This window comes from Acinetobacter sp. CY73 (genome assembly GCF_059515865.1).
Map to the genome: position 1 here is coordinate 24,171 of NZ_JCAKMZ010000028.1, position 26,268 is coordinate 50,438.

At 39.4% G+C, this 26,268-nt stretch carries 27 protein-coding genes; 8 read left to right on the forward strand and 19 right to left on the reverse strand.

The window, feature by feature from the left end:
• Positions 1-55 precede the first annotated feature (55 nt).
• Positions 56-424, reverse strand: coding sequence for a hypothetical protein (locus AC5YD2_RS12720; protein ID WP_496126693.1), 369 nt, complete (start codon positions 422-424; stop codon positions 56-58).
• A gap of 171 nt (positions 425-595) precedes the next feature.
• Positions 596-2,005: a D-2-hydroxyglutarate dehydrogenase gene (locus AC5YD2_RS12725; RefSeq protein ID WP_496126694.1), complete on the reverse strand. Its 1,410-nt coding sequence runs from the start codon at positions 2,003-2,005 to the stop codon at positions 596-598.
• 365 nt (positions 2,006-2,370) lie between these two features.
• On the opposite strand from AC5YD2_RS12725, the gene serA reads away from it, so the two are divergent.
• Positions 2,371-3,603 (forward strand): phosphoglycerate dehydrogenase, encoded by a 1,233-nt coding sequence (gene serA / locus AC5YD2_RS12730; RefSeq protein ID WP_496126695.1) that lies wholly within the window; start codon positions 2,371-2,373, stop codon positions 3,601-3,603.
• 151 nt (positions 3,604-3,754) lie between these two features.
• Positions 3,755-4,630, forward strand: a complete 876-nt coding sequence (locus AC5YD2_RS12735) for an EamA family transporter (protein ID WP_496126696.1) — start codon at positions 3,755-3,757, stop codon at positions 4,628-4,630.
• A 47-nt stretch (positions 4,631-4,677) separates the two neighbouring features.
• On the opposite strand, the gene AC5YD2_RS12740 is transcribed toward AC5YD2_RS12735, so the two are convergent.
• Complete coding sequence (locus AC5YD2_RS12740) at positions 4,678-6,708, reverse strand: PKD domain-containing protein (protein WP_496126697.1); 2,031 nt, start codon at positions 6,706-6,708, stop codon at positions 4,678-4,680.
• 550 nt (positions 6,709-7,258) lie between these two features.
• On the opposite strand from AC5YD2_RS12740, the gene AC5YD2_RS12745 reads away from it, so the two are divergent.
• Positions 7,259-8,134, forward strand: a complete 876-nt coding sequence (locus AC5YD2_RS12745) for an EamA family transporter (protein ID WP_496126698.1) — start codon at positions 7,259-7,261, stop codon at positions 8,132-8,134.
• Between the two features lie 134 nt (positions 8,135-8,268).
• On the opposite strand, the gene AC5YD2_RS12750 is transcribed toward AC5YD2_RS12745, so the two are convergent.
• The 3 genes from AC5YD2_RS12750 to truB all read right to left on the reverse strand — a co-directional run bounded on the left by AC5YD2_RS12750 (position 8,269) and on the right by truB (position 10,586).
• On the reverse strand, positions 8,269-8,727 hold the full coding sequence (locus tag AC5YD2_RS12750) for a hemerythrin domain-containing protein (RefSeq protein WP_496126699.1): 459 nt from the start codon (positions 8,725-8,727) through the stop codon (positions 8,269-8,271).
• Between the two features lie 155 nt (positions 8,728-8,882).
• Positions 8,883-9,650 carry a sulfite exporter TauE/SafE family protein gene (locus AC5YD2_RS12755; protein WP_496126700.1) on the reverse strand — a complete coding sequence of 256 codons (768 nt, stop codon included), beginning with the start codon at positions 9,648-9,650 and terminating at the stop codon, positions 8,883-8,885.
• A gap of 15 nt (positions 9,651-9,665) precedes the next feature.
• Entirely contained in the window at positions 9,666-10,586 is a 921-nt protein-coding gene (gene truB, locus AC5YD2_RS12760) for a tRNA pseudouridine(55) synthase TruB (protein ID WP_496126701.1), read from the reverse strand.
• A 143-nt stretch (positions 10,587-10,729) separates the two neighbouring features.
• On the opposite strand from truB, the gene AC5YD2_RS12765 reads away from it, so the two are divergent.
• The 5 genes from AC5YD2_RS12765 to AC5YD2_RS12785 all read left to right on the forward strand — a co-directional run bounded on the left by AC5YD2_RS12765 (position 10,730) and on the right by AC5YD2_RS12785 (position 15,086).
• Entirely contained in the window at positions 10,730-11,764 is a 1,035-nt protein-coding gene (locus AC5YD2_RS12765; protein ID WP_496126702.1) for a lipase secretion chaperone, read from the forward strand.
• A gap of 144 nt (positions 11,765-11,908) precedes the next feature.
• Positions 11,909-12,859 (forward strand): lipase family alpha/beta hydrolase, encoded by a 951-nt coding sequence (locus AC5YD2_RS12770; protein WP_496126719.1) that lies wholly within the window; start codon positions 11,909-11,911, stop codon positions 12,857-12,859.
• 287 nt (positions 12,860-13,146) lie between these two features.
• Positions 13,147-14,127 carry a lipase family alpha/beta hydrolase gene (locus AC5YD2_RS12775; RefSeq protein ID WP_496126703.1) on the forward strand — a complete coding sequence of 327 codons (981 nt, stop codon included), beginning with the start codon at positions 13,147-13,149 and terminating at the stop codon, positions 14,125-14,127.
• A 591-nt stretch (positions 14,128-14,718) separates the two neighbouring features.
• Positions 14,719-14,886, forward strand: coding sequence for a hypothetical protein (locus AC5YD2_RS12780; RefSeq protein ID WP_496126704.1), 168 nt, complete (start codon positions 14,719-14,721; stop codon positions 14,884-14,886).
• Entirely contained in the window at positions 14,883-15,086 is a 204-nt protein-coding gene (locus tag AC5YD2_RS12785) for a hypothetical protein (RefSeq protein ID WP_496126705.1), read from the forward strand. Before AC5YD2_RS12780 ends, AC5YD2_RS12785 begins: the two co-directional genes overlap by 4 nt.
• Before the next feature lie 65 nt (positions 15,087-15,151).
• Here the strand turns inward: AC5YD2_RS12785 and rplS are convergent, their stop codons facing one another.
• From rplS to AC5YD2_RS12850, 13 genes are all read right to left on the reverse strand, one after another.
• On the reverse strand, positions 15,152-15,529 hold the full coding sequence (rplS, locus tag AC5YD2_RS12790; protein WP_496126706.1) for a 50S ribosomal protein L19: 378 nt from the start codon (positions 15,527-15,529) through the stop codon (positions 15,152-15,154).
• A 144-nt stretch (positions 15,530-15,673) separates the two neighbouring features.
• Entirely contained in the window at positions 15,674-16,414 is a 741-nt protein-coding gene (gene trmD / locus AC5YD2_RS12795) for a tRNA (guanosine(37)-N1)-methyltransferase TrmD (RefSeq protein ID WP_496126707.1), read from the reverse strand.
• 42 nt (positions 16,415-16,456) lie between these two features.
• The gene (gene rimM, locus AC5YD2_RS12800) at positions 16,457-17,005 is read right to left on the reverse strand and encodes a ribosome maturation factor RimM (RefSeq protein WP_496126708.1); all 549 of its coding nucleotides are present in this window, start codon (positions 17,003-17,005) and stop codon (positions 16,457-16,459) included.
• Between the two features lie 25 nt (positions 17,006-17,030).
• Positions 17,031-17,288, reverse strand: coding sequence for a 30S ribosomal protein S16 (rpsP, locus tag AC5YD2_RS12805; protein ID WP_496126709.1), 258 nt, complete (start codon positions 17,286-17,288; stop codon positions 17,031-17,033).
• Positions 17,289-17,426: 138 nt separating this feature from the next.
• Positions 17,427-17,849 (reverse strand): type IV pilin protein, encoded by a 423-nt coding sequence (locus AC5YD2_RS12810; RefSeq protein WP_496126710.1) that lies wholly within the window; start codon positions 17,847-17,849, stop codon positions 17,427-17,429.
• The gene (locus AC5YD2_RS12815) at positions 17,843-18,469 is read right to left on the reverse strand and encodes a type IV pilin protein (protein WP_496126711.1); all 627 of its coding nucleotides are present in this window, start codon (positions 18,467-18,469) and stop codon (positions 17,843-17,845) included. Before AC5YD2_RS12815 ends, AC5YD2_RS12810 begins: the two co-directional genes overlap by 7 nt.
• 4 nt (positions 18,470-18,473) lie before the next feature.
• Positions 18,474-21,872, reverse strand: coding sequence for a pilus assembly protein (locus tag AC5YD2_RS12820; RefSeq protein ID WP_496126712.1), 3,399 nt, complete (start codon positions 21,870-21,872; stop codon positions 18,474-18,476).
• 559 nt (positions 21,873-22,431) lie between these two features.
• On the reverse strand, positions 22,432-23,187 hold the full coding sequence (locus tag AC5YD2_RS12825) for a pilus assembly PilX family protein (RefSeq protein ID WP_496126713.1): 756 nt from the start codon (positions 23,185-23,187) through the stop codon (positions 22,432-22,434).
• A complete protein-coding gene (locus AC5YD2_RS12830) occupies positions 23,184-24,161 on the reverse strand; it encodes a PilW family protein (RefSeq protein ID WP_496126714.1) in 978 nt (325 codons plus the stop codon). The genes AC5YD2_RS12825 and AC5YD2_RS12830 overlap by 4 nt, the downstream gene beginning before the upstream one ends.
• A complete protein-coding gene (gene pilV / locus AC5YD2_RS12835) occupies positions 24,161-24,664 on the reverse strand; it encodes a type IV pilus modification protein PilV (protein ID WP_496126715.1) in 504 nt (167 codons plus the stop codon). The genes AC5YD2_RS12830 and pilV overlap by 1 nt, the downstream gene beginning before the upstream one ends.
• A complete protein-coding gene (locus AC5YD2_RS12840) occupies positions 24,661-25,191 on the reverse strand; it encodes a prepilin-type N-terminal cleavage/methylation domain-containing protein (protein ID WP_496126716.1) in 531 nt (176 codons plus the stop codon). The genes pilV and AC5YD2_RS12840 overlap by 4 nt, the downstream gene beginning before the upstream one ends.
• Positions 25,192-25,711: 520 nt before the next feature.
• A complete protein-coding gene (locus AC5YD2_RS12845; protein ID WP_496126717.1) occupies positions 25,712-25,960 on the reverse strand; it encodes a hypothetical protein in 249 nt (82 codons plus the stop codon).
• Between the two features lie 14 nt (positions 25,961-25,974).
• Complete coding sequence (locus tag AC5YD2_RS12850) at positions 25,975-26,118, reverse strand: transposase (RefSeq protein WP_496126720.1); 144 nt, start codon at positions 26,116-26,118, stop codon at positions 25,975-25,977.
• Positions 26,119-26,268: the final 150 nt, after the last annotated feature.

Here is a 26,268-nt window from a genome sequence, read left to right on the forward strand (position 1 = left end):
GATACGCTTTTTATGGGGTTTTTAGATTAAATTTCAATCACAAATCAAATAATTATCAAGGGCATCTTGCTGTTTGAAAACCTTTATTCTTTCCACGCGAACATTGATACGCTTTTTGGGTATCAATCAATTTCCAATCATCATTCACATTTTTAAAACGAAAAATGGTACGAATCGACTTTACCGAATCATCCAATAACCCAGTTTCAGTCACTTTCACTTCCGCCGCAGTGGGATTCTCAGCCTGATTAAAGTATTGACGAATCTCAACCGTCGCCAAGTTTTTACGCAAATCAGAAAGCTCACCCAATACCTGAGCCAACGGTGTACCTGAGCTACTCACTTTATTCACTAAATTTTGTGTAGTTGCGCAACCTGATAAAATTCCCAAACACATCGCTGATGCAGCAATTAAACGAATCATTCTTTGATTATCCCTATATACATTTTTAATAAATTTTGAGCTTATTTCGTATTTAACAGTAGTGAAGCTTTGTTACACAAGTGAGACATGTGATGGCAAAAATCAAGCCTCAAATAAAAAAAGCGCATTCCTCAGAATACGCTTTTTTGAACCATTAAAGATCGCTCGATCTTAAAGATCAAACAATTTACCTGGGTTCATTATGCCGTTTGGATCGAAGACTTGTTTCAACGCTTTCATGTATCCAATTTCTTCTGGGGTACGTGTGTAATCCAAATATGGTTTTTTGGTCATACCCACGCCATGCTCAGCAGAGATCGAACCGTCATATTTTTTCACAGTTTCGAACACATATTTATTCACCACCTGACATTTCGCAAAGAATTCATCCTTAGACAAATCAGCAGGTTTCAAGATATTTAAATGCAAGTTCCCGTCACCAATATGACCAAACCAGCAGATTTCAAAATCAGGATAGTTGTCAGACACGATCGCATCAATTTCTTTAATAAATGCAGGAACATGAGTGATCAATACTGAAATGTCATTTTTGTACGGTGTGAACGGCGCAATTGACTCTGAAATGTCTTCACGCAAACGCCATAGACTTTCAACTTGATCAAGGCTTTGGCTTAACACGCCATCATGCACCCAGCCTTGTTCCATGCAGTGTTCAAAAATTTCCATCGCCTTGTCCATAATCGGTTCAAACGGCGCTTCAAACTCAAGCAATACATAGAATGGACATTCAGTTTCAAATGGACGTTGAACATGACCATTTGCCAATACTTTTTGCATCGCAAGTTCACCAAAGAACTCAAATGCAGTTAAATCAATTTTCGCTTGGAATGCATGAAGTACAGGCATGATCGCATCAAAATCAGGTACACCGAGTACCATGACTTGAAGGTCTTGCGGTTGGCGTTCAAGTTTGATTTCAGCTTCAGTGACTAGACCTAAAGTCCCTTCCCCACCGATGAATAGGTGTTGAAGTGCATAGCCTGTTGCGTTTTTGATCATGCCTTTGTTTAAACGAAGCACATCACCTTTACCTGTCACAACTGTCAGACCCAATACCCAATTACGCGTCATGCCGTATTTAATCACTTTAATACCGCCCGCATTGGTACCGATGTTACCGCCAATTTGCGACGAACCCGCAGACGCGAAGTCGACTGGATAGTACATGCCTTGATCAGCAGCATAGTTCTGCAGTTGTTCAGTCACCACACCCGCTTGAACACGAACCATACGGTCTGCTGGAAAGAATTCCAAGATTTGATTCATCTTATCCATGCTGACCACGATCTCGCCATTCGCAGCAACAGCACCCGCAGATAACCCTGTACGACCACCAGACGGTGTAATCGCAACATTGAATTGATTCGCTAATTTTACAACTTCTTGCACTTGTTCAGTGGTCGATGGAAATACGACAACAGATGGATTTGGATCAAAGTGTTTGGTGTGGTCTCGCCCCCAATTTTGTAGACTGTCCGCATCGGTTTTGATACGATTTTCGCCAACAATAGCGGTCAATTGGGTTAATAACTCTGGGGTTAAAGCGATTGGAGCATTCATCGTTTTCAGACCTTGCAAGAAGTAAAACAAGTTGTTTTGAGGGTCTAGAACTGGATCTTACTCAATGGCAAATTAGTGCCATTTTAAGTACACACATTCTAAGACAAGACATGAACGAACAGCCGACATGAACAGTGGCTTCGATTTCATGAGTGCGTATTATATGTCATTTTTATCAAACTCGCTGAAAAACGTGTTTCAAGAATCTCACCTTTTAAATTACATAGTTAATTAAACCGCAAATAGCATGTTCGTCCATATCACTTGCAAAAATATTAGAATCGAATGTCATAAAGGAAATGTATATCAAGCGATCTCATATGCTATGATACTGCCACTAAATTTGGCCTTGTAGCGGAGCCGTAATGAGCCAACATCTCTCTTTGCCTAAAGATAAAATTCGTTTCTTGCTGTTAGAAGGCGTTCACCAAAACGCTATCGACACTCTAAATGCTGCTGGATACACCAACATCGATTATCGTAAAACTGCGCTTGAAGGTGAAGCGTTGAAAGAAGCGATTAAAGATGCTCACTTCATCGGCATTCGTTCGCGTACTCAACTCACTGAAGAAGTGTTTGAAGCTGCGAATAAATTGATTGCTGTCGGTTGTTTCTGTATTGGTACAAACCAAGTGAACTTAAATGCAGCGATGGAGCGTGGTATTCCTGTATTTAATGCACCGTACTCAAACACACGTTCAGTTGCTGAACTTGTTTTGGCTGAAGCAATTCTTCTTCTACGTCGTGTACCTGAAAAATCTACAGATACACACGCAGGCGGTTGGAACAAATCTGCTGTGGGTTCTTTCGAAACTCGTGGTAAGACTTTAGGTATTGTTGGTTACGGTTCAATCGGTTCTCAACTTTCAGTTTTAGCTGAAAGTTTGGGTATGAAAGTGATCTATTTTGACACAGTGACGAAACTACCATTGGGTAATGCACGTCAAGTCGGTAGCTTAGGCGAATTGCTTGCCACTGCTGACGTTGTGTCTTTACACGTGCCAGATGTTCCATCTACACGTAATTTCATGACCAAAGATCAATTTGCTCAAATGAAAGAAGGCGCGATCTTCATCAATGCTGCACGTGGTACATGTGTCGTGATTGAAGACTTAGCTGATGCGCTTAAATCAGGTCACTTGGGTGGTGCGGCTGTTGACGTATTCCCGAAAGAACCAAAAGCGAATGGTGAAGAATTTGTATCGCCTCTTCGTAACCTACCAAACGTGATTTTAACACCGCACGTGGGTGGTTCTACCATGGAAGCTCAAGCAAACATCGGTCTTGAAGTCGGCGAAAAATTTGTTGCTTACTCGGATAAAGGGATGACTTTATCTGCTGTCAACTTCCCAGAAATCGCACTTCCATTGACTGAAGGTAAACACCGTTTACTTCACATTCATAAAAACGTGCCAGGTGTGTTGTCTAAGATCAACAACTTGTTTGCTGAACATGGGATCAACATCTCTGGTCAGTCTCTCATGACTAAAGGTGATGTGGGTTACTTAGTCATGGATGTTGATGCAACTGCATCTTCTGAGGCTTTAGATACACTTCATAACGTTGAAGGTACAATTCGCGCTCGCGTATTGTTCTAATCTATCTAAAGTTTTGAAAACCACAGCTTTCAAGCTGTGGTTTTTTATTGTTCACAACCTTACATGTTCGGTGGCTCAGACATGTGAGGTTTTTTGTTTCAAATTTCAAAAGTTCCCCAATAAAATAACATCGCTCATTTAACGGTTTTGTATGTCCAAACTCCAAAATATGCCACACATCCAAGCAATTCTTTTGCTCCTCATTGCTATGGTGAGTTTACAAAGTAGTGGTTCGTTGGCGAAAGTGTTGTTTGAGCAATTTCCAATTTTGACTGTTTCCGCGATGCGTCTTTTACTCAGCGCAATCATATTGGCTGTTATTTTTAAAATCTGGCAGATTGATTTTAAACAAATCAAATGGAAAGCCATTATCAGTTATGGCGCTGCGCTTGCTGGCATGAACTTACTGTTCTATTTAGCCATTGCCCGCCTCCCCTTAGGGATTGCAGTTTCATTTGAGTTTATTGGACCACTCAGTGTCGCCCTGTTCTACGCACGTCAAAAAATTGATTTCGTTTGGGTCAGCTTAGCCATTTTAGGTCTGATTTTACTTTTCCCCTTTGATCAAGCCAATCAACCTCTTGATCCTATCGGGATCGCTTTTGCATTGGGCGCAGGTGCTTGCTGGGGGTTATACATTATCGCGGGGCAACGTCCTTCTGGTGTTTCAGGCAATCATACTGTGTGCTTAGGCATGTTTGTAGGAACAAGCTTGTTGCTACCTTTAGCGCTATTTTTTGGATTACCGAGTGCGGTGTTTGAACCGTCTAACTTTATCTATTTTATAGCGCTTGCCATCCTTGCCAGTGCTTTACCATTTACTTTGGAAATGATTGCGCTACGTAATTTAACGGCACTGAGCTTTGGAACACTGATGAGTATTGAACCTGCTGTCGCTGCATTATCAGGTTTTATCTTCCTAGGTGAACAACTGCTTTGGACACAACGGCTCGCTTTAGCCACCATTATTACTGCATCTATTGGCTGTACTTATACGACTCATAAAGCTAAAGCGTTATCTTACTAAGCCATAAAAAAACCACCCCCGAAAGGTGGTTTTAAAATTATGAAACACTATTGAGGAAGAATTGGAGTTGGAACTAGGTTACCATCTCCAGATGATGGTGAATCAGGATATAGACTATCAAGTTCAATATTATGGACGATAGCCGTATCAGGACGAGTGCTAAAATATAAGTATCCTGTATAAATCGGTGCATTATTATTAACACGATCCACATAAGCTGAGATATTCAGTCCATTCAATACACCTGTACCATCCTGAACAAAACCTGAAACGTCTGCAGGAAGCGAGATTTCAACAGTTTCTCCCACTATTGCAGAATAGCTAAATTGTGTATCAGGAGCTGCTTGACCATATGGTTGAACTGTAATACTACACTTACGATTACTCAAATGTAATTCATCAGATGTCGCTGCGTTACATTTGACTTTAAAACGTAATTCATCCCCTACCTTAAAAATTTCCTCGCGTTGATTAAGTGTAATCACTACAGTTCCATTCATCGTTGATGACTGATTGCCACGATAACGAACCCAACTATTACCTTCCAAAATCAATTGCGATTCAGCTGACCAGGTTAAAGCCCCATCTTCATCTTTAATACCAGTGATTAGATAACTTCCTTCCTCTGTCGCATTAAAAAGGAATGAATCATTCATTTTTCCTGAACAACTGACTTTTTGTCCATTCGCTAATTGGCAACTTAAAAAATTATTCGTGGTTGGTTTACCTAAATCAATAATGACATCACCTGCCATACCAGATTTTGTTTCTCCAATTAAAGTTCCAGAGAAATCTTTAGCTGTCCACGAAATAGTTCCCTCATTCGGCATATTAACAACTGTAATTCCTTCAGCAGAAATAGAGTAGGTATAACTAAGTTTAGAATTATCAGCTAGATTGATTTGTGCACTCAAATGACACGGTACACTTATTCCAGCTGATTGACACTGTACAAACACAGAACCTGCGTTATCAAACTTAAAGTCCCAATTCCATGTTGAAAAATGTTTAACCTTAGCATGTACAGCTAAACCTGTAGCTGACTCTTTAGATGAAACCACATGGCCAACACCTTCTTCAACCCATAGGCCTTTAGATTCCTCAAAATGCCACATTGGGATTTCAGTACCAATTTCCATAGATTGATTATTGATACTTTTTAGAGGGAGATCCATTTGAATATCTGCTGTTTTACCAGCCACTAACTGTAGTTTTTCACCATTTGCATCTTTAAATGTTGCGCTAATCATACCTGCGCTAATCAACTGTGTACGATTACCCTGAGCATCAATTGCAAAGCCATTAGCAGGCATAGCTTGAAGATCTAAACCTTGAATATCCCAAGGTGTGAATTCCACATGAACAAGACCATTGGCCAAGCGCCCATCAGCATAAGCAAACGAATTTTCAGAAATGGTAATTGAAGCCCCTAGATATAACGATTCAATCTTCTGACCATGCTCAATATTTTGAACAGGAACGATCTGTTTAACTTCAGTCAAACGTGCAGATATAGCATGCAAATTGGATACGTCATATTCAATCGCCTGAGTGATATAACCAGATTTTTCAAACTGTGCTACAACTTTGTCTTGACCTTGTGGAAGTGTCAGATTGATTTGAGCTTGGCCATATGCATCTGTATTTACTTTTTGACCATGAATGGTCACAGTTGCATCTGAAATTGTTGCACCCGATGTGGTCGCTACAGAAACTGAAATTTGTTTATTCACTACACTGGCTTGCTTCACTGTAATTCTTTGCGTTGTTATACTGGTTTGTCCTGCCAAATCTGTAACGCTCAATTGAACAGTATATTTGCCTGCTTTTTGAAAACTATGCTCAACAGTTTTACCTGTTAACTGAGTACCATCTCCAAAATCCCACCCATATACAGCAATAGCATTGCCTTCACTCGCCTTATATACACTACTTTTAGTTGCATCAAATTTAACGACTTCACCTGTACTTGGCTGTGTAGGTAAATATGTAAAATTTGCCGTAGGCTTACACGCAATTAAAAATAAGCTAATAAATGCGAATAGAAACCATCTTAAATTATTGTTTATCGTATTCATATTTATGCCTTATTATTTACTCATTGTGTGATGTAAATCACATTACATATTTTATACATTAATGCTTAAAAATAAAGCGATTATTTAAAATTCTTATTAATTATTATTTATATAGGTTAATTCAAGCATTCATTCATACATGTCGTGCTTTGGACGAATATCAAATTTGAGGCGTAGAAAACCACCTAGAAAGGTGGTTTTCTATATTTAAATACAATCTCAGTCATCATCGCCGTTATGAAGTAACAATACAGTTTTCATCTGTTATACCATCTTCACAATTGGTGTGTAAGTTAATCACAACCACTTGATCATCTTTGATGTTGGCGAACAAAGAACTCTAACTCGTATGCTGATACTGAGAACTATTTGTTGCTTTGGCAAATCCATTAAAACTGTCATTGGAGATAATCTCTTATTTTCATAATCATTTTCAGCTGCAATATGAATTAACGAAACTCAGCAATTTAACTGAGTGGGAAGTGTGAGTCAGCAATATCTAACTAAAAAGTGATAAAATTTGTCTTAACACTCTGTTGTTCTTAATTCAATGCCAAATACCCAACTGACTGCTGTCCTTTACATGGTCTTATCCATGGTCGCCTATCAAATTAGCGCCTCATTTGCCAAGCAGTTATTTGAAGTGTTAGATCCACTGACTGTGGTCACTTTACGCTTAGTATTTGCGTCTATTTTAGTGATTTTGATGTTTAAATCATGGCGTATGATCAAACAACTTCCTGAGCTGAAATGGAAACATTTGCTGCTCTACAGCGCTTCTGTCTGTTTTATGAATGTATTGTTTTATGCCTCATTAGGACGTTTACCCCAAGGGATTGCTGTTGGTTTAGAATTTATAGGACCATTGGCTTTAGCTTTTTTCTCGATTCAACATCGTGGTGATTATGTTTGGGTGATTTTAGCGATATTAGGGGTCGCTTTAATGGTGCCTTGGCAAGATGCCAATGCTGAAAACTTTTCTTATTTGGGTGCAGCGATGGCACTCGGCGCGGGGTTATTTTGGGCTTCCTATATTTACTTTGCTCAAAAGGTTGCGCGTCAAAATATTGGAATGCATGCACTCAGTATTGCGATTGTGCTTTCAGCTTTGGTCCTTTTACCGATCAGTGCTGTACATAATCCAACTGCATTAATCCAATTTGAATATTGGCCTCAAGCGTTGATGATCGCTTTATTAGCCACAGCAATTCCTTATGCTTTGGACTTAAAAGCACTGAAAACACTAACTAAACTGAGCTATGGAACACTTTCAAGCTTATCGCCTGCTTTGGCAGCAATCGCAGGTTGGCTACTGTTAAACGAACGGATCAGTGTGCTCCAAACACTCGCGCTACTTTGCATTATGTCAGCATCGATTGGCGTGACCTATAGTGCCAGTAAAAGATCACGAGCTATAGATGTATAAGTTTAAATAAAAATATTAAAAAACTAATCCCAGAACAAAAACCAGCCTAATAAAATGATGAACACTCAATGAATCCCTGTAAAAAAGATGGCATAAGCCATCTTTTTTTATTTTTTAAACGGATAGCATCAAACTCAAACCAAGCTATCCTTGTCTAAGTTTTTATATTTTTTATACTCTTTTAAGTACTTCTTCGCTAAGGATTCTTTTTCCTTATCTTCAAGTATCTTACCAGCTTGTTGAAAGAAGCCTTGCTCTTCTTCTTTAAGATGATGATGCACAGTTTCAGAAAGTTTCTTGGCAATCGCTAACCAACCTGAACTACTAAACTCTGTTTCAGTGAGTTGCTCTAATAACTCATCCATTTCATGATGTTCAGCCAAGGCATGACGCGTAATATTCAGTCCTGAATCCGTCATCATTAACGGAATATAGAAATAACGGTCCTCAGCAACAGCATGGGCGAATAATTCATTTTTAAATTGATCAAATAATTCACGGCGTTCAGGCGTGTCCCCTGAGGTTTTAATCAGCTTTTCAGCAAGCTCACGTTGAACATCATGGCTTTCTCTCAATGCTTCAAATATATTCATTGTTATTTTCCTTTAGGTCTTCATGTCGTGTTTATTTTAGAATGGATTTAGAGGCAGCTTTTTAAAAAAGCGTGCAGAACACTTTCCTAAAATATCAATAAATTTCGTTATGTTATGCCCTAAATTGTATGAATAACTTTAATATCGAGAATGAATTACATTAAGAACATTTGATATGCCAGACGGCAAATCAGCACACTGACCAAAATCAAAAACAAAATACGAATAAAGCCACTCCCGTATTTTAACGCCATTTTCACACCGAGCAATGAACCACATACATTGGCCACCGCCATCATCAGTCCAAGCCCAAGTAGCACATGTCCCGTCGGAACAAAGAAACTCAGTGCGGCAAAATTGGTCATAAAGTTGCCAATTTTGGACAGTGCAGAGGCGTGTAAAAAATCAAAGTTAAGATATTTAATGAAGAAGAAAATAAAGAAGCTACCTGTGCCAGGGCCAAAGATTCCATCATAGAATCCTATTGCTAAACCACCGAGACCAGCCAAAATGAGCATTTTGCGCGTTAACACTTGCTTTAGGTGTGTTTGACCAAATTGCTTTTTTATCAAGGTATAGATTGCGATCACGATCAGCATCAAAAGCACGAAAGGCTTTAATACAGCTTGTGGGATCATAGACACGCATGCTGCACCACCAAATGAGCTGACACATGCGGTGATCGCAACGACAGCCAGTAATTTCCATTCTAATTTGACTTGGCGTAAATAAGAAAATGCAGCGGAAGCTGTGCCACAAATAGAGGCAAGTTTATTGGTACCAAAAATCGTGGCTGTCGAAGTGTGAGGGAGCGCTCCCATCAATGCAGGAATCTGAATCAATCCTCCGCCTCCGACTGCAGCATCAATTGCTCCTGCAAAAAATGCCATACAGATTAATGTGATGATGACTTCCATTTCCATCGTTTTAGACTCACATTACAAGTTGAGAACGCGCTTAGGCACTAAACGTTTTTTATCTGTGATTTCGGCTAAACCTAAACATTTTTCACCATCAAATACGATCACTTGGGCTTCTGCTGGATGATCAATATTACTTTCCATGCCACGGCTAAAATATTCTGCACGCCCTTCAGGGGCTTGGATTTTTGGGAAATGATTCACGGGTGCATAGGCTGGCAGTAATAAAGCCTCACGTTCATGCTCAGTCAAACTTTCCAAGTATTCAATCGTATATTCAGGGATAATTTCAAACTCACCCGTTTGGATGCGATGTAAATAGGTCAAATGCCCATAGGTATTTAACGCTTGTGCAATATCTTCACCCAATACGCGGATATATGTTCCTTTCGAACACGTGATATCAAGCGTAATACTGTCTGTCGTAAACGAAATTAGTTCAATTGCATAAATATGAATTGGACGTGATTCACGTTCAATCTCAATCCCTTTGCGCGCTAACTCATATAAAGGACGCCCTTCTTTTTTGAGTGCAGAATACATCGGTGGGATTTGTTGAATATCGCCTTTAAATTTTTCCAGCGCTTGCAAAATAGTGGCTTCATCTAGCTTTGGAATTGCCTTTTCGAGTAAGACCTCACCTTCTACATCACCTGTAGTTGTACTCTGTCCAAGCTGAACAGTGGTTTGGTAACGCTTAGTTGAGTCCAATAGAAAATGCGAAAACTTCGTGGCTTCTCCTAAACAAATGGGCAATAAACCCGAAGCTAAAGGATCAAGCGCCCCAGTGTGCCCCCCTTTTTCAGCACGATACAACCAACGTACGCGCTGTAATGCTGCATTTGAGCTAATCCCCAAAGGTTTATTAAGTAGAAAAACACCACTGATATGGCGGCGCTTAATTCGTGTAGGCTTATCACTTGAAGCTGGTGCAGACATTTGAAAGATTCGTAACAGACTTAGCTCACTATCTTAACAAATCCATTTATCTATTTTTACAAATTTCAGTTTTGATTTTTTCAAGACTATGGCAAATTAGCCAATGAATAGAAAAATAATTCAGATATTTCAAAGGACTTGGAATGCAAAAACATCATAAAAGAATTCTTCTTATTGTGATTTCAATCACATTTGTTATAGCACTTATTTACTGGCTCAAACCCCAAGAAGCTTCACCAACTGAAGATTCTCAATCTCCTGCATCAACAGCATTCAGCACTGAACTATCTGGAGCTACGCTGAATGATCAAGGTCAGCTGAGCACTCCATTTTCAAGTGCGAGTCAGCAAGACATTGAAATTAATTGTCAACTTTCGATGGATGCATCTAATCGACTGATCGTCAATGAAGCGACTAAAAACTGTTTCGAGTTTTTTATTACTCAATATGGTGAAAAAGAGATTCGACAAATTAAAGCTGATTTTATTGGTTATGCTCAAAGTCGTTACAAAGAGCCTTTACTGGGTCAATTAACAGATTTATGGTCGCGTTACATCCAATATCGTGAAAGATTAGGTGAATTACAAGCACCAAGTGGTGATAAAGAGTCATCCCACTATTTCAAAGCTATTTTCAATAATATGAAAAGCTTGCGCCAACAATTGTTCTCTCAGTATGAAATCGAAGGTTTGTTCGGAACAGAGGATGTCTATAACGATTATACCCTTTCACGTATGGCCGTGATGGAAGATAAAAAACTGAGCGAAGCTGAAAAGGCGAAGAAGCTACAAGATTTATTTAATGAGCTGCCTGAAGATTGGAAAGAGAATCTGAAACAACTGTCTCAACTTGAAGATCTGAGAAAGCTGACCGCTGAAATTAAAGCCCGCGGTGGAAGTAGCGATGAAATCCGTCAAATGCGTATGAATTTGGTCGGGCCTGAAGCAACACAGCGTTTGGAAACTTTAGATGTACAACGAAGTGACTGGAAGAGTCGCGTTGATGGTTACTTGGCAAATCGTCAAACCATTCAAAACAGCACGATGAGTGAATCTGCAAAACAATCGGCAATCCAAGAACTACGTAATCAACAGTTTAAAAATCCACAAGAACAACTACGCCTTGAAACTTTCGAATCGGTACATGACAAAGGAGGAAAACTCCCCTATAGCGATTGATCAATCGCATGGACAAAATATTCGACATGGAAATGTTTTGAATATGAATCAGGATGATGATTCAACAGGGAATACTCATCTTTAAACAACAAAAAAATGAGAGTGCTTTTTATGAAATGGACGACTAAAACAATGGTATGTGCAATGCTGTCTTGTGCCAGTATTGCAGCACCACCAATCACCCAAGCCAGTAATACTTCACAAATCAAAGAACGCTTTGTGTTCTCATCTTATGCGAAAACTCAGTACCCCTTGGTATTTGCACACGGTATGGGCGGATGGATTCGTGCAGGGACAGATGAGCTCGGCGTAGATTATTGGTATCAAATTTTACCTGATATCGCACGTAACGGCGGTAATGTGTGGGCGACTCGCGTTTCACCATTTAACGCATCAGAAGTTCGTGGGGAACAACTTTTGCAGCAAGTCGATGAGATCATTGCATTGACAGGTAAAACTAAAGTCAATCTTTTAGGTCATAGCCATGGGGGGCATAGTGTGGCCTATGTGAGTAATGTGGCGCCACACAAAGTGGCATCATCGACAGCCATAGCCAGCCCACTAAAAGGTTCAAAAGTTGCTGATTTGATCATTTCAGTCCAAGGCAGTGCTTTAGAACAACCGGTTGTCGAGGTTGTAAATTTCGTTTCCAAGATGCTGGTTTGGGCGCAAGGGATTGATCCAAATCGCTTCCCTCATGATTCTTTAGCAGCAGGTAAAAGCTTAAGTTTGGTGGGTTCTGCGGCATTTCAAGTTAAATATCCACTGGGTATGCCTAAAACAGCCTGTGGTGAAGGTACTGCAATTGAAAAAGGGATTCGCTTCTATTCATTTGGTGGTACAGGTACAGTCACGAATACTCTAGATCCTGACATGCTCTTAGGTATCACAGCCAAACTAACCGATAAGAATGGAGATAATGACGGATTAGTAACGCGCTGTAGTGCCAAATATGGCAAGACCTTACGTGACAATTATCATTGGAACCATTTAGATGCCATTAATCAATTCTTTGGGCTCACAGCAACCTTTGCACCTGATCCTGTTTCTGTGTATCGCCAACATGCTAATCGTTTAAAACAACAAGGTTTATAGCTTTTAAACTCTCTATATACTTAATCCATCAATACAAGAGATCAGTAATTGATCTCTTGTATTGTTACATTACATGCTATGAATCACAAAATGAAAAAAATAATCTATATTCAAAGCCCTCTCCTAGTGTCCAATACTCAATCCATTATTAAGAGAAACTTAACTTAGTGTTAAATAATTCAACACCTTATACCATTTATCGGCTTAAGCTTTTATTCAAAAAACATGACGCTATACTCATTTTGTATTTAAAAAAATAAATAAATCACAAGCAGTGAGTAAGCAAAATGAAATATGGATATTTATGTGCAGGATTAATCGCAGCAACCTCTATGTCTGTTGCTCAAGCAAATACCGCAACCCAAGTCAAACAAGTCAAAGCTAATTATGTAGTTTCTAGTTATGCCAAAACAAAATATCCAATTGTTTTTGCTCATGGTCTAACAGGCTTTATTCGTATGGGAACGGAGAGCTTCGGTGTAGATTATTGGCATCAGATTCTTCCTGACCTAGCACGCAATGGTGCAAATACATGGGCTACACGTGTCTCGCCTTTTAACTCAAATGAAATTCGTGGTGAGCAGTTGTTACAACAAGTTGAAGAGATTATGGCCATTACGGGTTCGCCAAAAGTGAACTTGATTGGTCATAGCCAAGGTGGTCCTACAGTTCGATATGTCGGTGGTATTATTCCTGAACATGTTGCCTCTATGACCACTGTTGCTGGTGTAAACAAAGGCTCACCCATGGCAGATTTTATTTTAAAAGCGGAAGGGACTACTGGCTTAGCTCTCGTAGAAAGTGCTGTCAATTTTCTGTCAGGTGCAATTGTTTGGGCTCAAGGATTAAATCCAAACTCTTACCCTCATGATGCTCTAGCTTCTGCAAAAAGTCTCTCTACACCTGGCTCAATTGCTTTTAATCAACGCTTCCCTGTTGGTATTGCGGCATCAGCTTGCGGTGAAGGCGCTTATAGCCAAAATGGTATGCAACTTTATTCCTTCACAGGAAACTCACCATTTAACACCGCCTTAGATGCTTCAGATTACATCATGAAAGTTTCTTCTGCGATTGTCGGTCAAGAAGGTGCCAATGATGGATTGGTTCCTGTATGTAGTGCTCGCTTTGGTAAAACGATTCGTGATAACTACAATTGGAATCATTTAGATGAAGTGAATCAATTATTGGGGATTCGTGGTCTATTCTCTCAAGACCCTGTGCAAGTCTATCGTGAGCATGCGAACCGTTTAAAACAACAAGGTTTATGATTTTAAAATCATGCCGATTAAACTAAATGAATAAATGCCACCACACTAGGTGGCATTTTTCCGACCAGTAATCATTAACTTTAATTCAACGATCTTCCTTATCTTATTATTGAATTGGTAGTAAGTATTTGTTTTATGAGTAGATAAAAATTAACAACAGACAACTAGCAATAAAACTCGTTCAATTCACCACATTGTATATTTTTTAAAAATTTTCATACTCGATCAATGCACCTCATTTATTAGATTAGTTTGACCATCTGGATGGTTAAGGTTTTTTATAAAGGATAAAACAATGAAAATAAAATTATTCATTCTTAGCATGATGACGACATTCGCCATCGTTCATACTTAGGCACAGGTACAGGCACAGGCACAGGCCACTCAAGCACTATAAATCAGGCCCAATTATATTTAATCGAATTATGCTCAGATCAAATATCTCACCTATTTACACATGGGATATTCGGTTTCATTTGACTCGGCACTGAATCTTTAAGCATGGACTATTGGTATCAGATTTTGCCTGATCTTGTTTGCAATGGTGATAGCGAGTTCAATTTAATTGGTCATAATCATAGGGCAAATAGCATGCGTTATGCTGCTGGTGTAATGCCAGAGCACATTGCTTTAGTCATGATTATTTCAAGTGCAAATAAAGGTGCCAAATTGCAAATACGCTTGAAGGTGTCTGGTCGATGGTATTTTAGAAAAATAGCACGCGCAATCTTTGATTTATTGGTTTCACCTGTGCATTGATCAATAATAAAGGCAACAATAGTGGAGTAGTCGCACGTTGTGATACACGTTTCGGTAAAGTGATTAAAGATAATTACACTTGGAATCACTTTGATGAGATGAAGCACTTTTGGGGTATCCGCAGTTTGTGTTCAGCAAATCCTGTTCGAGTGTACCGTCAATATGCGAATCGTTTAAAAACCAAAGATTATAAAATTTAATCAAAAAAAAATGCGCCGATAGGCGCATTTTTTAACTCGTCATAAAACTTAACTTTAGCCTAAACTTAAGAAGCTTTAACTTTACGAGCTGGTAATTTTTCGCGGATACGCGCAGCTTTACCAGACAATTCACGTAGGTAGTAAAGTTTCGCACGGCGAACTGCACCACGACGTTTCACTTCAACTTTAGCAACGATTGGAGAATGTGTTTGGAAAACACGTTCAACACCAACACCGCTAGAAATTTTACGTACTGTGAACGCAGAGTTGATACCACGATTTTTAATCGCAATGACAACACCTTCAAAAGCCTGAAGACGCTCACGGTCGCCCTCTTTAACTTTTACAGAAACGATAACAGTGTCACCTGGCGCAAACGCAGGAAGATCTGTTCTTAATTGTGCATTTTCAACTGCTTGAACTAAAGGATGCTTACCGCTCATGGGGTATCTCCGATATTGCGGTTCAGAAGAGGTCTGATGTCCGCGGGGTATAGAGGCTAAAGCGCATGTTACCCGTTTAACTTTCTCTTTATGCTTGACCACTTCAATGCATAAAAAGCCGATTTAAAGAATATTTAAAAAAATTTAAATATCCGAATCCTTGAGCCATTTTTTTTGCTGCTTGGTCAACTCGACTTGTTCCACCAACTCTGGGCGGCGCTCAAGTGTACGCTGATAGCGTTGCAAAAACCGCCATTTTTCAATATTTGCATGATGACCTGATTTAAGTACTTCAGGCACATCCAAACCTTCAAAATGATCTGGCTTTGTATATTGTGGGCAATCTAATAGACCATCCACAAATGAGTCTTGTACGTGTGATTGCTCATCGGACATAGCATTCGGAAGTCTCCGAATAATACTGTCTAATAAAACCATCGCAGGGAGTTCACCGCCAGAAAGTACATAATCCCCAATTGACCATTCCTGATCAACGTATTGCTGGATTAAGCGCTCATCGACACCTTCATAACGTCCACACAGTACAATCAATCCATCATATTCGACAAAATCTTTGACTGCAGTTTCGTTTAAGGTCTTTCCTTGTGGAGACATATACACCACAGGAACGTTCACTATACCTGCTTGCGTCGCAAGCTCTTTGGCATGTTGGATTGCTTGAGACAAAGGCTCAGCCATCATCACCATACCTGGACCACCACCAAATGGACGTTCATCCACTCTTTTGTAGTTGCCCTCAGCATAATCGCGAGGATTAATACAATGGACTTGTATCAAATCACGTTTTGCTGCACGCCCGCTAATACCATAGGCTGTAATCGCTTCAAACATTTCAGGAAAAAGCGTAATCACTGCAAAAAACATCGCAGATTCCTCTATTTTCGAAATGCATTAATCCTTAAAGGATTAGTAATCTACGCCCCAATTAACGTAAATACGACCAGCTTCTAGATCAACACGCTGTACCACATCTTTATGCCATGGAATCATACGCTCTTCAGCATCAACGCTCTCTGGTGTTGCGTGAACCACCATCACATCGTTGGCACCTGTCTCAAACATTTCATGGATTTTACCGAGATTTACTTCTTGTTCAGCTTCATCCAAACCTAACACTGTTAAGCCTTTCAAATCTGACCAGTAGAACTCATCCATTCCTGCTTTCGGAATTTGCGTTTTTGAAATCCATACATCAGTTCCAACCAAGCTATCTGCCCCGGTGCGATCAATTACACCTTTGAGCGAAACAACCAAGCCTTTACCATGCGGTTTCCAACGTTTTACATCGACACTTTGCCAACCTTCTTTAGTCTCAATATACCAAGGAAGATAATCAAAGATGTTGCTCATAGGTTCTGTATTAGAATAGATCCAGAGCCACCCATTTAATCCATATGCTGAACGTAACTGTCCAATCTGAATACGATCTTCGGGAACATTCTGTGTTGGTTTCATGGGCTACCTACTACTTAATTTAAAATTATGCAGCAACTGCAGCTTTCTTAGCTTGATTAGCTAAAGAAGCAACACGTTCAGACGGTTGAGCGCCTTGAGCAACCCAATGAGCAAAACGTTCAGTATCTAAACGAACTTTTTCTGCTTTACCTTGAGCTGTAGGGTTGAAGAAACCAATACGTTCGATGAAACGACCGTCACGTGCATTACGGCTATCAGTCACAATGATTTGATAGAACGGACGTTTTTTAGCACCACCGCGTGCAAGACGAATTACAACCATGATAGAACCTTATAGTTTTTACGGATTATCTGTGTATCGACCATCGATACATTTCAAACCCCTTTCATAGAGGGCGGTATTTTACTTTAAATTCTAAAAAAGGGGAAGAATAAATATGCGCTGTCCACAGTTTTGAATTTAGTCCCAAGTTGAAGCATTGGAAAGCTCAATACAACTCGAACTACCTTTGCTCCAATAGCGATTTCCATCACTATTTAAACAGATCCATCCATTGTCTTTTTGCATGGATGTAGTTTTAGGTTTCGCCACTAACTCCCAGTAGGTCGGCGTTAACTGATTAAAAGATACATCATACAAAGGTTGATCTTTAGGGACCGTTGTTGCGCCATACAATGTATTGATATCAGCGCCACTATATGAACTGTTCATCGCTTTATATGCATTCATTTTTTGAGCAATTTCAATCAGTTCAGCTTGTGCATTAGCCCGCATCGTCTTTTGACGATAGGACGTGTAGGATGGGTAAGCAATTGCAACTAAAATTGCAACAATAACCACGACAATCATTAGCTCAATCAATGTGAATCCTTTGTTTACCATAATTCAGCCCCCTCTTCCGCTGTACCACAACTGGTATAAGTGACTTTCGTTAAATCCTCTTTATTCATACAACGCATACCAAGACTGTTAATTAAAATATTGTAGTTCCCTACTTTTTTAGTCTCTGCCTTAATTGCCCACTGATTTCCGACAGCAAATAAGTCCTGCATTGTGGCACTATCGAAATTCACCGTCTGAGTAAGAAGTCCTGTCTTCACTTGCGCCCCCTGAGCGGTTTTGTTCCCATCTTCATCCACTTTAAACTCATCGACCGAATAAAAACCGATCACCGTTAATTCATAATTTGGGTCAGCCACGTTTAACGGAAGCTGAACTTTCTGCTGGGCAACATTCACCGCAGAAGACAAGACTCCAGCTTGATCTTTGTAAAAATGTGAGATATCGAAGCCTTTATAACTAAAATTTTTTGCCTTATGTCGCTCTAGTTGATCCGCTAGCTTTAACATTTCTTGTTGAGCTTGCGCTAAATGCCCTTTACGGATATAACTTTGATAACTGGGTATAGCGATGGCGAGTAAAATTGAAGTCACCACCACCACCACCATTAATTCAATCAAAGTAAAACCTGATTGTGTCCGATTGTCGTTTAAATAGGTCATTGAATTATTCCTTCACGGCATAATGTTCGTACCAACGATGCGGAATGAATTTCAATGCACCTCCAGCAGCAATAAAACGTTTGCCTGGTTCAGGGCAGTCAGTACCCTCACACTTCATGTTTTCAGCACGTGTCGGGTCAGGAATAATAATGCCCTTATTTCCATCGCTTGAACTATTCATTGGTCCTACATTTAGTCCAACGATACCGGAGCCTAAGTTATATTTATAATTGGCTTGTTCTTGGCACACACCACTTGGTAAGCAGATTCTTTGAGTAAAGGTTTGACCTTTTACACCTGCACCGCAGGTTTCTGTTGAACCATCTTCAGAAGCATCATAGACCGTGACATATAAGTTTCCTTCCATTGCCACTAATGGTGACAAACCTTTAATCACACCTGCACTTTCAGTTCCATTTTCAAAGTTTTTATCAAATTTGTAATACCATCCGCCCCAACCATTAACAGGGTTAATTATCGCACCTAAACGAGTCGTTGCATTCTTGGCATTCACCAGCGTACTGAGTGGCATAAGTTGGGTTAAACTCGGTGTTGTTACTTGAGTGCTTAAAGTTTTATCTTTTGTCGTGACTGAAGGATAGTAAACACCTGAAGGATGGATGTCATACTCATAAATTGCGAATACCCCATCCATTTGTAAACCCGTTGAAGTTTTATGTTGGGTCGAAGCGGTTGTACCTAGTAAAGGTGAACTTTTGTTTCCGGAAACAAATGTCACCATCACAATATTTCCACCTTCAACATAACGCGTTCCTGATGGTGTCATCCCATTTGCACTATGATGAGCAGTAAACATAGGAGAATAATAGAATCGCTGACTGGTTCCATCGGTTTGATGCAGATTTAAAATTCGTGTGACTTGTGGATCGAATACAGGCTGTCCATCTTGAATTTTATTTAAATCAATACGAAATGCTTGACCTGCCAAATCACCAAAGTACAAATGATCCACAATACCGTCATTATTGCGATCTACAGTTTTAATATCTGATACCACACTGAATTTTAAATCATCATTTTGGGTATGCTCCTCGGCATCGTGTAGCGTAACCTCTTCGGGAGCATCCGTGAATGTAGAGTGGTTCGTTTTACTTGCGTACCACAGTAAATCACCGTTATCTGCATCGAACATATAAACGCCTGAACCGATTTCATTAGTCTGTTCATAATTATAGTCTTCATAACCTGCATATCCGTTACGGACACGGGCGCCGTCATATAGACCATCACCATGTTCTCCGCCAGCATCGTAGCCACCACCGACAAACATCACCAGTTTACGTTCGCCATTCCAGTTCACATAATCCAGTTTCGGCTTTGACCAACTTTGTCCCATCTTGGCGATGGCAGGATAAATTTTCGAAACGGTAGTCATTACCCCATCTTTCTTGGCCGACTTATGCACAGACCCCGTATCTGGATCAATATGAAATTTAATCTTAGGCTTATAACTCGCTGAATCGTCTAAATCAGTCAGGTCTAAAGCATAGTAACTACGTCCACCCATACGCAAACCACCGTAAACCCACTGCTTTCCTTCCAAGTTTTCTTTTTCATCCGGACTTCCGCCCGTAACATCGCGAAGCACGCCATCGACCGTTAAGGTTCCATCGGCTTTACTGACATAAACTGTATGTGCTGTCCATTCACCATCAACGCCATAGTACAGCGCATTTTTTCCGTAGTCCCAAGTTCCAGCATTGTACTTAAACAGTTCATATTGCTTTTCGGCCATTTCTTTCGGCAAAAACGCAAATTTTTCCTCACCCGACTCTGCATCCACTATATGCAGTAAACCCTGCGTTGTGCCAAATAACACATAGTCTTTACGATTTGCAGTATCAATGACAACATTGCTACCCTCTTGTTTGGCAACAGCCTGACCTTCTTGAGTCAATAAAATAGGAAGCGAATGTAAAATACTGCCCATTTGACGCATGCCCGCAGTGACATTGGTTAAATCTTGAGTAGCATCACTAATGTTATAACCAAGCAACCCCATCAATCCTTTGATTCGATTCGCATCATCAGTTTTAGTACTCTCAGCGGTCGTGTATTCGTGTGTGATTCTGCTTAATGCTAAATTTTGTCCGATGCCATTTTCAGGATCATAAGCGTAATCCGTTACGATATTACGCCCTGTTATCTTTTCATCTTCTTTCGCAGTTCCAAGTGTAAGCTTTGCTAAAACGCCATATTTTGCATAGACCGGTAAGTTTTCATTGGGTGCCTCACCGCCCCAGATATCTTTAAAATCTTGTAAACGGCTTTTTTTGTCCACTTCAACGACAACACGTTTAGTTCCCTCATCATCTGCAAAGATCCCATTATTGACCACATGGTATTTTTTAAGATTGCCGAACCAAAGTTGCTGTTTAGCATCATCATCAACTTTAGGTTCAAACTGAGGGAAATAAGAATAGGGTTGAATAATTTCAGGGTTTAAAGCATCTAAAGGAATAGTGGATGAACCTGTACTGATACTTGGAATTGCCCCGCTAACTTTACCGATAAAATCATTTAAGCTTTTTACAATTTCTTCAGACTCTTTAGCTGCAATGAATCCTCCTTTACCATAATATCCACCATTTTCTTCTGATAACCCCCAATCATATGCGTTTTGGGCATCCTTATTCATTGAGGAATAATCTCCATCAAAAACGCTTCCAAAGCCTACAACTGCTGTTAAAACTTCACGTTTCGCTTCTTGTACTTTTAATGCATTCTTGATCACTTCTGTATCATTTAAGGACTTTGAAAATGAACCAATTGCTTTCCAATCTGACTTAGCATACACAGGGTTCCTATTTGTCCCCAAATTAACACCTTCATTTTCACCACCAAATAATCCACTATCGAAATTATAGTCAGTACTCATATTGAGTGCATTTTTCATTAGTGTAGCAGTATTAGTTGTCTGTAATGTTTGTGGCTGACCATCTGTTAGAAAGTAAATTCCTTGACCACTACATTCTGCTGCACTTGGTGATTTATCTAGCGGAGAAACATAATTAGAACCAACCACCAAAGAACTATTTGCTGCTTTTGACAAATTAATTCCGCTATATTCTCCAATACCAGTAGTAGTACCTAAAAGATATGCTGCTGCTTCTGCATAGGCTGCCGAAGTGGGTGTGCCGCCCGTACCCTTAAAATTTGAATCTCTAATTAAAGATAATACTTTAGCTCTTTGAGGTGAACCTATCTCTCCCCAAGTTGCTGCAGGAATTCTTATATATCCCCTTTTATTATTTTCACTTCCATTTACATATGGATACGTGCCTATTCCAATTTTGACATCAGACTTAATTCCTTCTTGTGAGTTTTCATTATAAACAGGCATCGTAGCTAAAGCATATAAAGCATCCTTTAAACGAGACATCCGATCAAAATATTTTGTTGAGTTCTTAATAGCTATCTTTGAATGGAATTCTTTACTACTATAATTAGTTTTTTCAAAGCCTCCTGTATCAGGGACTTTGTTTACTAATGAAAAGCAATTACTATTACTATTAACGGTTCCTTTTAAACAAGAGTACCATTTACCATTTTGTTTATAATGATAATAAATTGGCAAGTTACTACCACTAGAAAAATAACAATATCTTTTTGTATAACCATTCTCTGTTAAATGACCATATGATATTGACCTTTCTCTTTCCAAACCTTCTGGTAAATCACATGCACTTTTTCCTACTCCAAAATCATTTGCACTCAGATCCATACTGCCAGATGTGTCTAACATCATTACTACAACACCTGAGCTCTTTGAAGCGTCTGGTTTTGTATAAATTTCTATATCACTGGCAAAACTAGATGCACTTTGTAGAAAGAGGAATGAGATTGCACTTGCTAAAGTGCCAACTTTAAACTGCGCTAAACCTGACCGTGCTTTCTGATGACGGTGTGATTGCTGATTGTTGTAGTCCATATTCATCCCCCTATGACGTTGCTTTTAAAGAACGTAAGCTATATTCCATATGCTGGGTGCTATAAGGAACGTTATGATTGGCAAGACAATCTGTGACTGTATCGTTGTCTATAATCGGATCTTTAAAGCTGGTGAAATTTTTTAAACAGCTATTTAAGGTCACCACACTTACATTGCTTAAATGTGGTAATAACGAAGTTGATGTAATAACAACTCGTTGAATGCCGGTACTTTTTGAACTTTCTTTATCATCACCATCCATAAAATGCTCCCAGTCATTTGAAGTCGATGCAGCTCTAACACTCACTTGTGTGATCACAGCTTCACGCCCACTGGTGTAGTCCCCGCGTGTGGTTTGACAAAATCCATTTTGACCCAACTCTGAATTGACAATTTTATTGCCTTGCCAGTACACCGCACTGGCCAATCGACTGCCTGCAAAGTTATCGTCCACAGAACCACGTATACAAAAGACTAATTCTTTACCTTTATTTTCAGGACGTAACACATAGGCAAGCAGGCCATCTCCAATACGCATTTGAGCAAATGCCAGAGCGTTGCTAGTTTTATTTTCCAATTGATAAAACACTGAGTCACTGTTTTGCATGAGCAAGGATTGGGCTTGTGCATTGGTCGATATATTCAATGTGGTCATACTCGAACGAATTGCCCATGTTCCAGCCAAAGCAATGACCACCAACATGGCAAGAACCACAATTAAAGTCGCACCTGATTGTTTGTGACGAAAATTTCGATGAGCTATCATTTTGCCACCCCAAATCCATTTCTTAACGCAATTGTTTGAGTCATGATCTGACGCATATAGAACTGATTACTGGCATCCTCAGCAAGCTTCGCTGTGACGTGCAACAATTCATAATTTTTATCTTTATTAAATAAATTGTTTTCTTTGACTCTTTGCGTTGATCGAACAAGCACACCCAATTTAACTGAAACCACTTGAGGCTTTGGCATTGAAGTGATGGCGTTATAATTTTCAATAGGAATGTAACCAAAGCAACTCATACGCCCGTCAGCAACCTGAGAAGCTGTACAGGTATCCTGAGCCACACCGAGTAATACGGAGAAGTGTTCAATGCGTGGAATTAAAATTTGCCCATCACCGCTAAAGTCAATTTCTGTAGGTGTAGTTCCTGCATAGGTAAACGCTTTACATGCCAATGCATAAGGTTGATTTGGCTCATTTTCCGCTTGAACTTTTAGGACGTGATATTTTTGAATTACATAACTATTTACAGGAATCTGTTTTCCTTCACAGTCAAACTGTCCTTCTGAGACATTGCGGTATTGAATCACTAAGCGATCACTTTTTTGTCCTGATAAATTGGAACTATCATCAACTTTACCCGCAGATAAAATTTCACCCTCAACATCAAGATCCAGCGTTGTTGTGGCCTGTCCTGCATCGTTTAGAACATAGTTATTAGAAATATTTTGTGGCGTAAAGACAATGCCGCCATGTAGTACCTGATCATTAATCATGCTTTCACTAGCATTTAAATTACTTAACCTGACATCACGCATGATGGACTCTAATCCAAATAATGCATCACTTTGAATATTCGAATAAGCTTGTTGATCAGATACCCCTCGCTGACCAGAAATAGCAAGTTGAATGGCAATTCCACTCACAATCAAGCCTAAGGTTAAAGCAACCATTAACTCCAGCAAGGTAAAGCCAGCCTGATTCAGCAACGGCGATCTTTGTATATTTTGCATTAGAACGCCTCCATAACCAAACATTGGCTATTCGGTACATATGTCCCCGTACTGCTCACACATGCATCCAAGTTACTACTGATATCTGTTTTGCCCCATGCAATATAAATGCATTGAATCGAACTGCCTTTGCAAGTATTGAGCTTGACGGTATGCCCATATGATTCCGCTTTTTGATGAATTTCCCATGCATCAGAACTTGCCATTTGGGTCTCATTACAACCTGGAACATAATTCGCAGTGGGAGTGGCGTAACATGTAGTTGTTTGTGTTTTTGTATTGACCGCAGTTTTATAGGCTTCGAAAGCCGTACGATTAATACGCATGCGCTCTGCTAAATCACGTGCAATATTCATCGCAATGGTCCGATCATTTGCTTCGATAGCAGCACTATTTGCTCGAAGCTGTAATGCTGAATAACCCAATACACCAATTGCCAACAAAAGTAATGCTACCAATACTTCAATTAAACCCACACCTCTTTGTGTATATTGACTCCTCATGAACAAACTCCTGATGCAATATTCGAGACGGTGCCGTTTACAGATAGCTCAACCGTTTTACTTCGATGAAGTTTGGTGTTGCATAAAGTAAATTTGAGAGGCAAGAGCACAACAAGTTCGGTTGGGTTTTCAGCAGGATTCGTTGAACCTTCTGGAGGCGCTACATAATCAGGATTAGGGATGGTTTTTTTACGTTGTTGTACTTGACCAATGGGTGAAATCACCACATCTGAAAAATCGACATCATTGGCAGTTGCATCCAATTGAATCGATTGGTGTTTAGGTATCCAATAGAATGTTGTTGCTGAGTTTACCCCTGATGTGAACTTAATCATCATTTGCTTGCGTGTCGTGGTTGCTTTAGCACGTGCATCTGTAAGTACATAAGACAATTCACGTGCAGAATGATCTAACTTACGCTGTTCGATTAAATCCCCAAATTGAGGTGCTGCCATCATTGCAATAACAACAAAAACCATAATTGAAACCATGAGTTCAATTAAGGTAAATCCCTTTTGAATGTGCACAAGTTTCCCCCAAACTTATTAACACCCCCACAATATCACTGCTATAAAATATGATTCAATCTAGATAACGATAAAATGTATTATTTATCAGATAATTAAAAATAATTATTCTTGATTTATATACATGGTTATCATTTTGTTTTTAAAATAGGATAGATATGGCATTTTATAAAAATAATCATGATTTATAAATTTTGAATTGTTTTGAATATTGATTTAATTAATTCTTCATAATAAAAAAAAGCCAATAGAAAATATTGGCTTTCCCATTATGAGCATTTATATTTCACAAATTACCATGTTTCCGTACATTGGTCTGGTGCAATAGGCTAACCTGTTTCATCTATTGATGGTATCGCCTTAGCAGAATCATTGTCCTTATACCAACACCTGATCTGACCAGAACTGATCAAAATAGCTCCTGTACTTTTTTGTCTACCGCTTAGATTCGGTCTCACCACTAAAACCTAAGTTTGCGTATTTGCTTGATCAGAAGTTAAAACAATACCATTTCCATCCGTCAAGCTGATCTGATAATTTGCTGGGCTGATGCTGGAAAATCACTCTCTCCAAACTGAGTTAATGTTGCATTCACATAAGATTGATCTGCCAATTTATAATTTTCTAACCGATGGCTAGGTTCCATCAAATGTGTTTGGATTTGGACACGATTTGTATGCTGAACATCGCATAAATAGCTCGGATAAACAAGAATCGCAATACAGCCACTGCGATCATCAACTCGATCAGCATAAACCCGTATAGCCAAATATGAAACATAAGCTACATCATCTTAAATACGATATCCAGAGCTTCCTGAATGGTTTTATTGTTCTGAGCAATGATGTGCCTGACTTTACTTTTTAAGACAGACCATGCTTTTTCAATAGGATTGAGGTCGGGACTATACGCAGGTAGATAAACGATTCTTGTCTTATATTTTGCTGCTCAATCATCAATCGCTTGACCTTTATGAATTGAGGCATTATCGAGAATCAGCAAATAATTTTTAGTCTGAATATCCTTTTCCTGTAAGTCCTTTAACAAATACTCCAACCAACACAGAAAAATACTCCG

Excerpts from the sequence above, each read along its gene's own strand:
- AC5YD2_RS12815 (WP_496126711.1), bottom strand. The coding sequence starts at position 18,469 with ATGACCTATTTAAACGACAATCGGACACAATCAGGTTTTACTTTGATT.
- AC5YD2_RS12830 (WP_496126714.1), bottom strand. The coding sequence starts at position 24,161 with ATGCAAAATATACAAAGATCGCCGTTGCTGAATCAGGCTGGCTTTACC.
- AC5YD2_RS12745 (WP_496126698.1), top strand. The coding sequence starts at position 7,259 with ATGCCAAATACCCAACTGACTGCTGTCCTTTACATGGTCTTATCCATG.
- AC5YD2_RS12775 (WP_496126703.1), top strand. The coding sequence starts at position 13,147 with ATGAAATATGGATATTTATGTGCAGGATTAATCGCAGCAACCTCTATG.
- AC5YD2_RS12770 (WP_496126719.1), top strand. The coding sequence starts at position 11,909 with ATGCTGTCTTGTGCCAGTATTGCAGCACCACCAATCACCCAAGCCAGT.
- AC5YD2_RS12780 (WP_496126704.1), top strand. The coding sequence starts at position 14,719 with ATGCGTTATGCTGCTGGTGTAATGCCAGAGCACATTGCTTTAGTCATG.
- rplS (WP_496126706.1), bottom strand. The coding sequence starts at position 15,529 with ATGAGCGGTAAGCATCCTTTAGTTCAAGCAGTTGAAAATGCACAATTA.
- AC5YD2_RS12755 (WP_496126700.1), bottom strand. The coding sequence starts at position 9,650 with ATGGAAATGGAAGTCATCATCACATTAATCTGTATGGCATTTTTTGCA.
- AC5YD2_RS12750 (WP_496126699.1), bottom strand. The coding sequence starts at position 8,727 with ATGAATATATTTGAAGCATTGAGAGAAAGCCATGATGTTCAACGTGAG.
- AC5YD2_RS12810 (WP_496126710.1), bottom strand. The coding sequence starts at position 17,849 with ATGGTAAACAAAGGATTCACATTGATTGAGCTAATGATTGTCGTGGTT.
- truB (WP_496126701.1), bottom strand. The coding sequence starts at position 10,586 with ATGTCTGCACCAGCTTCAAGTGATAAGCCTACACGAATTAAGCGCCGC.
- rimM (WP_496126708.1), bottom strand. The coding sequence starts at position 17,005 with ATGAAACCAACACAGAATGTTCCCGAAGATCGTATTCAGATTGGACAG.
- pilV (WP_496126715.1), bottom strand. The coding sequence starts at position 24,664 with ATGAGGAGTCAATATACACAAAGAGGTGTGGGTTTAATTGAAGTATTG.
- AC5YD2_RS12820 (WP_496126712.1), bottom strand. The coding sequence starts at position 21,872 with ATGTCTCGTTTAAAGGATGCTTTATATGCTTTAGCTACGATGCCTGTT.
- AC5YD2_RS12735 (WP_496126696.1), top strand. The coding sequence starts at position 3,755 with ATGTCCAAACTCCAAAATATGCCACACATCCAAGCAATTCTTTTGCTC.
- trmD (WP_496126707.1), bottom strand. The coding sequence starts at position 16,414 with ATGTTTTTTGCAGTGATTACGCTTTTTCCTGAAATGTTTGAAGCGATT.
- rpsP (WP_496126709.1), bottom strand. The coding sequence starts at position 17,288 with ATGGTTGTAATTCGTCTTGCACGCGGTGGTGCTAAAAAACGTCCGTTC.
- AC5YD2_RS12765 (WP_496126702.1), top strand. The coding sequence starts at position 10,730 with ATGCAAAAACATCATAAAAGAATTCTTCTTATTGTGATTTCAATCACA.
- AC5YD2_RS12720 (WP_496126693.1), bottom strand. The coding sequence starts at position 424 with ATGATTCGTTTAATTGCTGCATCAGCGATGTGTTTGGGAATTTTATCA.
- AC5YD2_RS12725 (WP_496126694.1), bottom strand. The coding sequence starts at position 2,005 with ATGAATGCTCCAATCGCTTTAACCCCAGAGTTATTAACCCAATTGACC.
- AC5YD2_RS12825 (WP_496126713.1), bottom strand. The coding sequence starts at position 23,187 with ATGATAGCTCATCGAAATTTTCGTCACAAACAATCAGGTGCGACTTTA.
- serA (WP_496126695.1), top strand. The coding sequence starts at position 2,371 with ATGAGCCAACATCTCTCTTTGCCTAAAGATAAAATTCGTTTCTTGCTG.
- AC5YD2_RS12740 (WP_496126697.1), bottom strand. The coding sequence starts at position 6,708 with ATGAATACGATAAACAATAATTTAAGATGGTTTCTATTCGCATTTATT.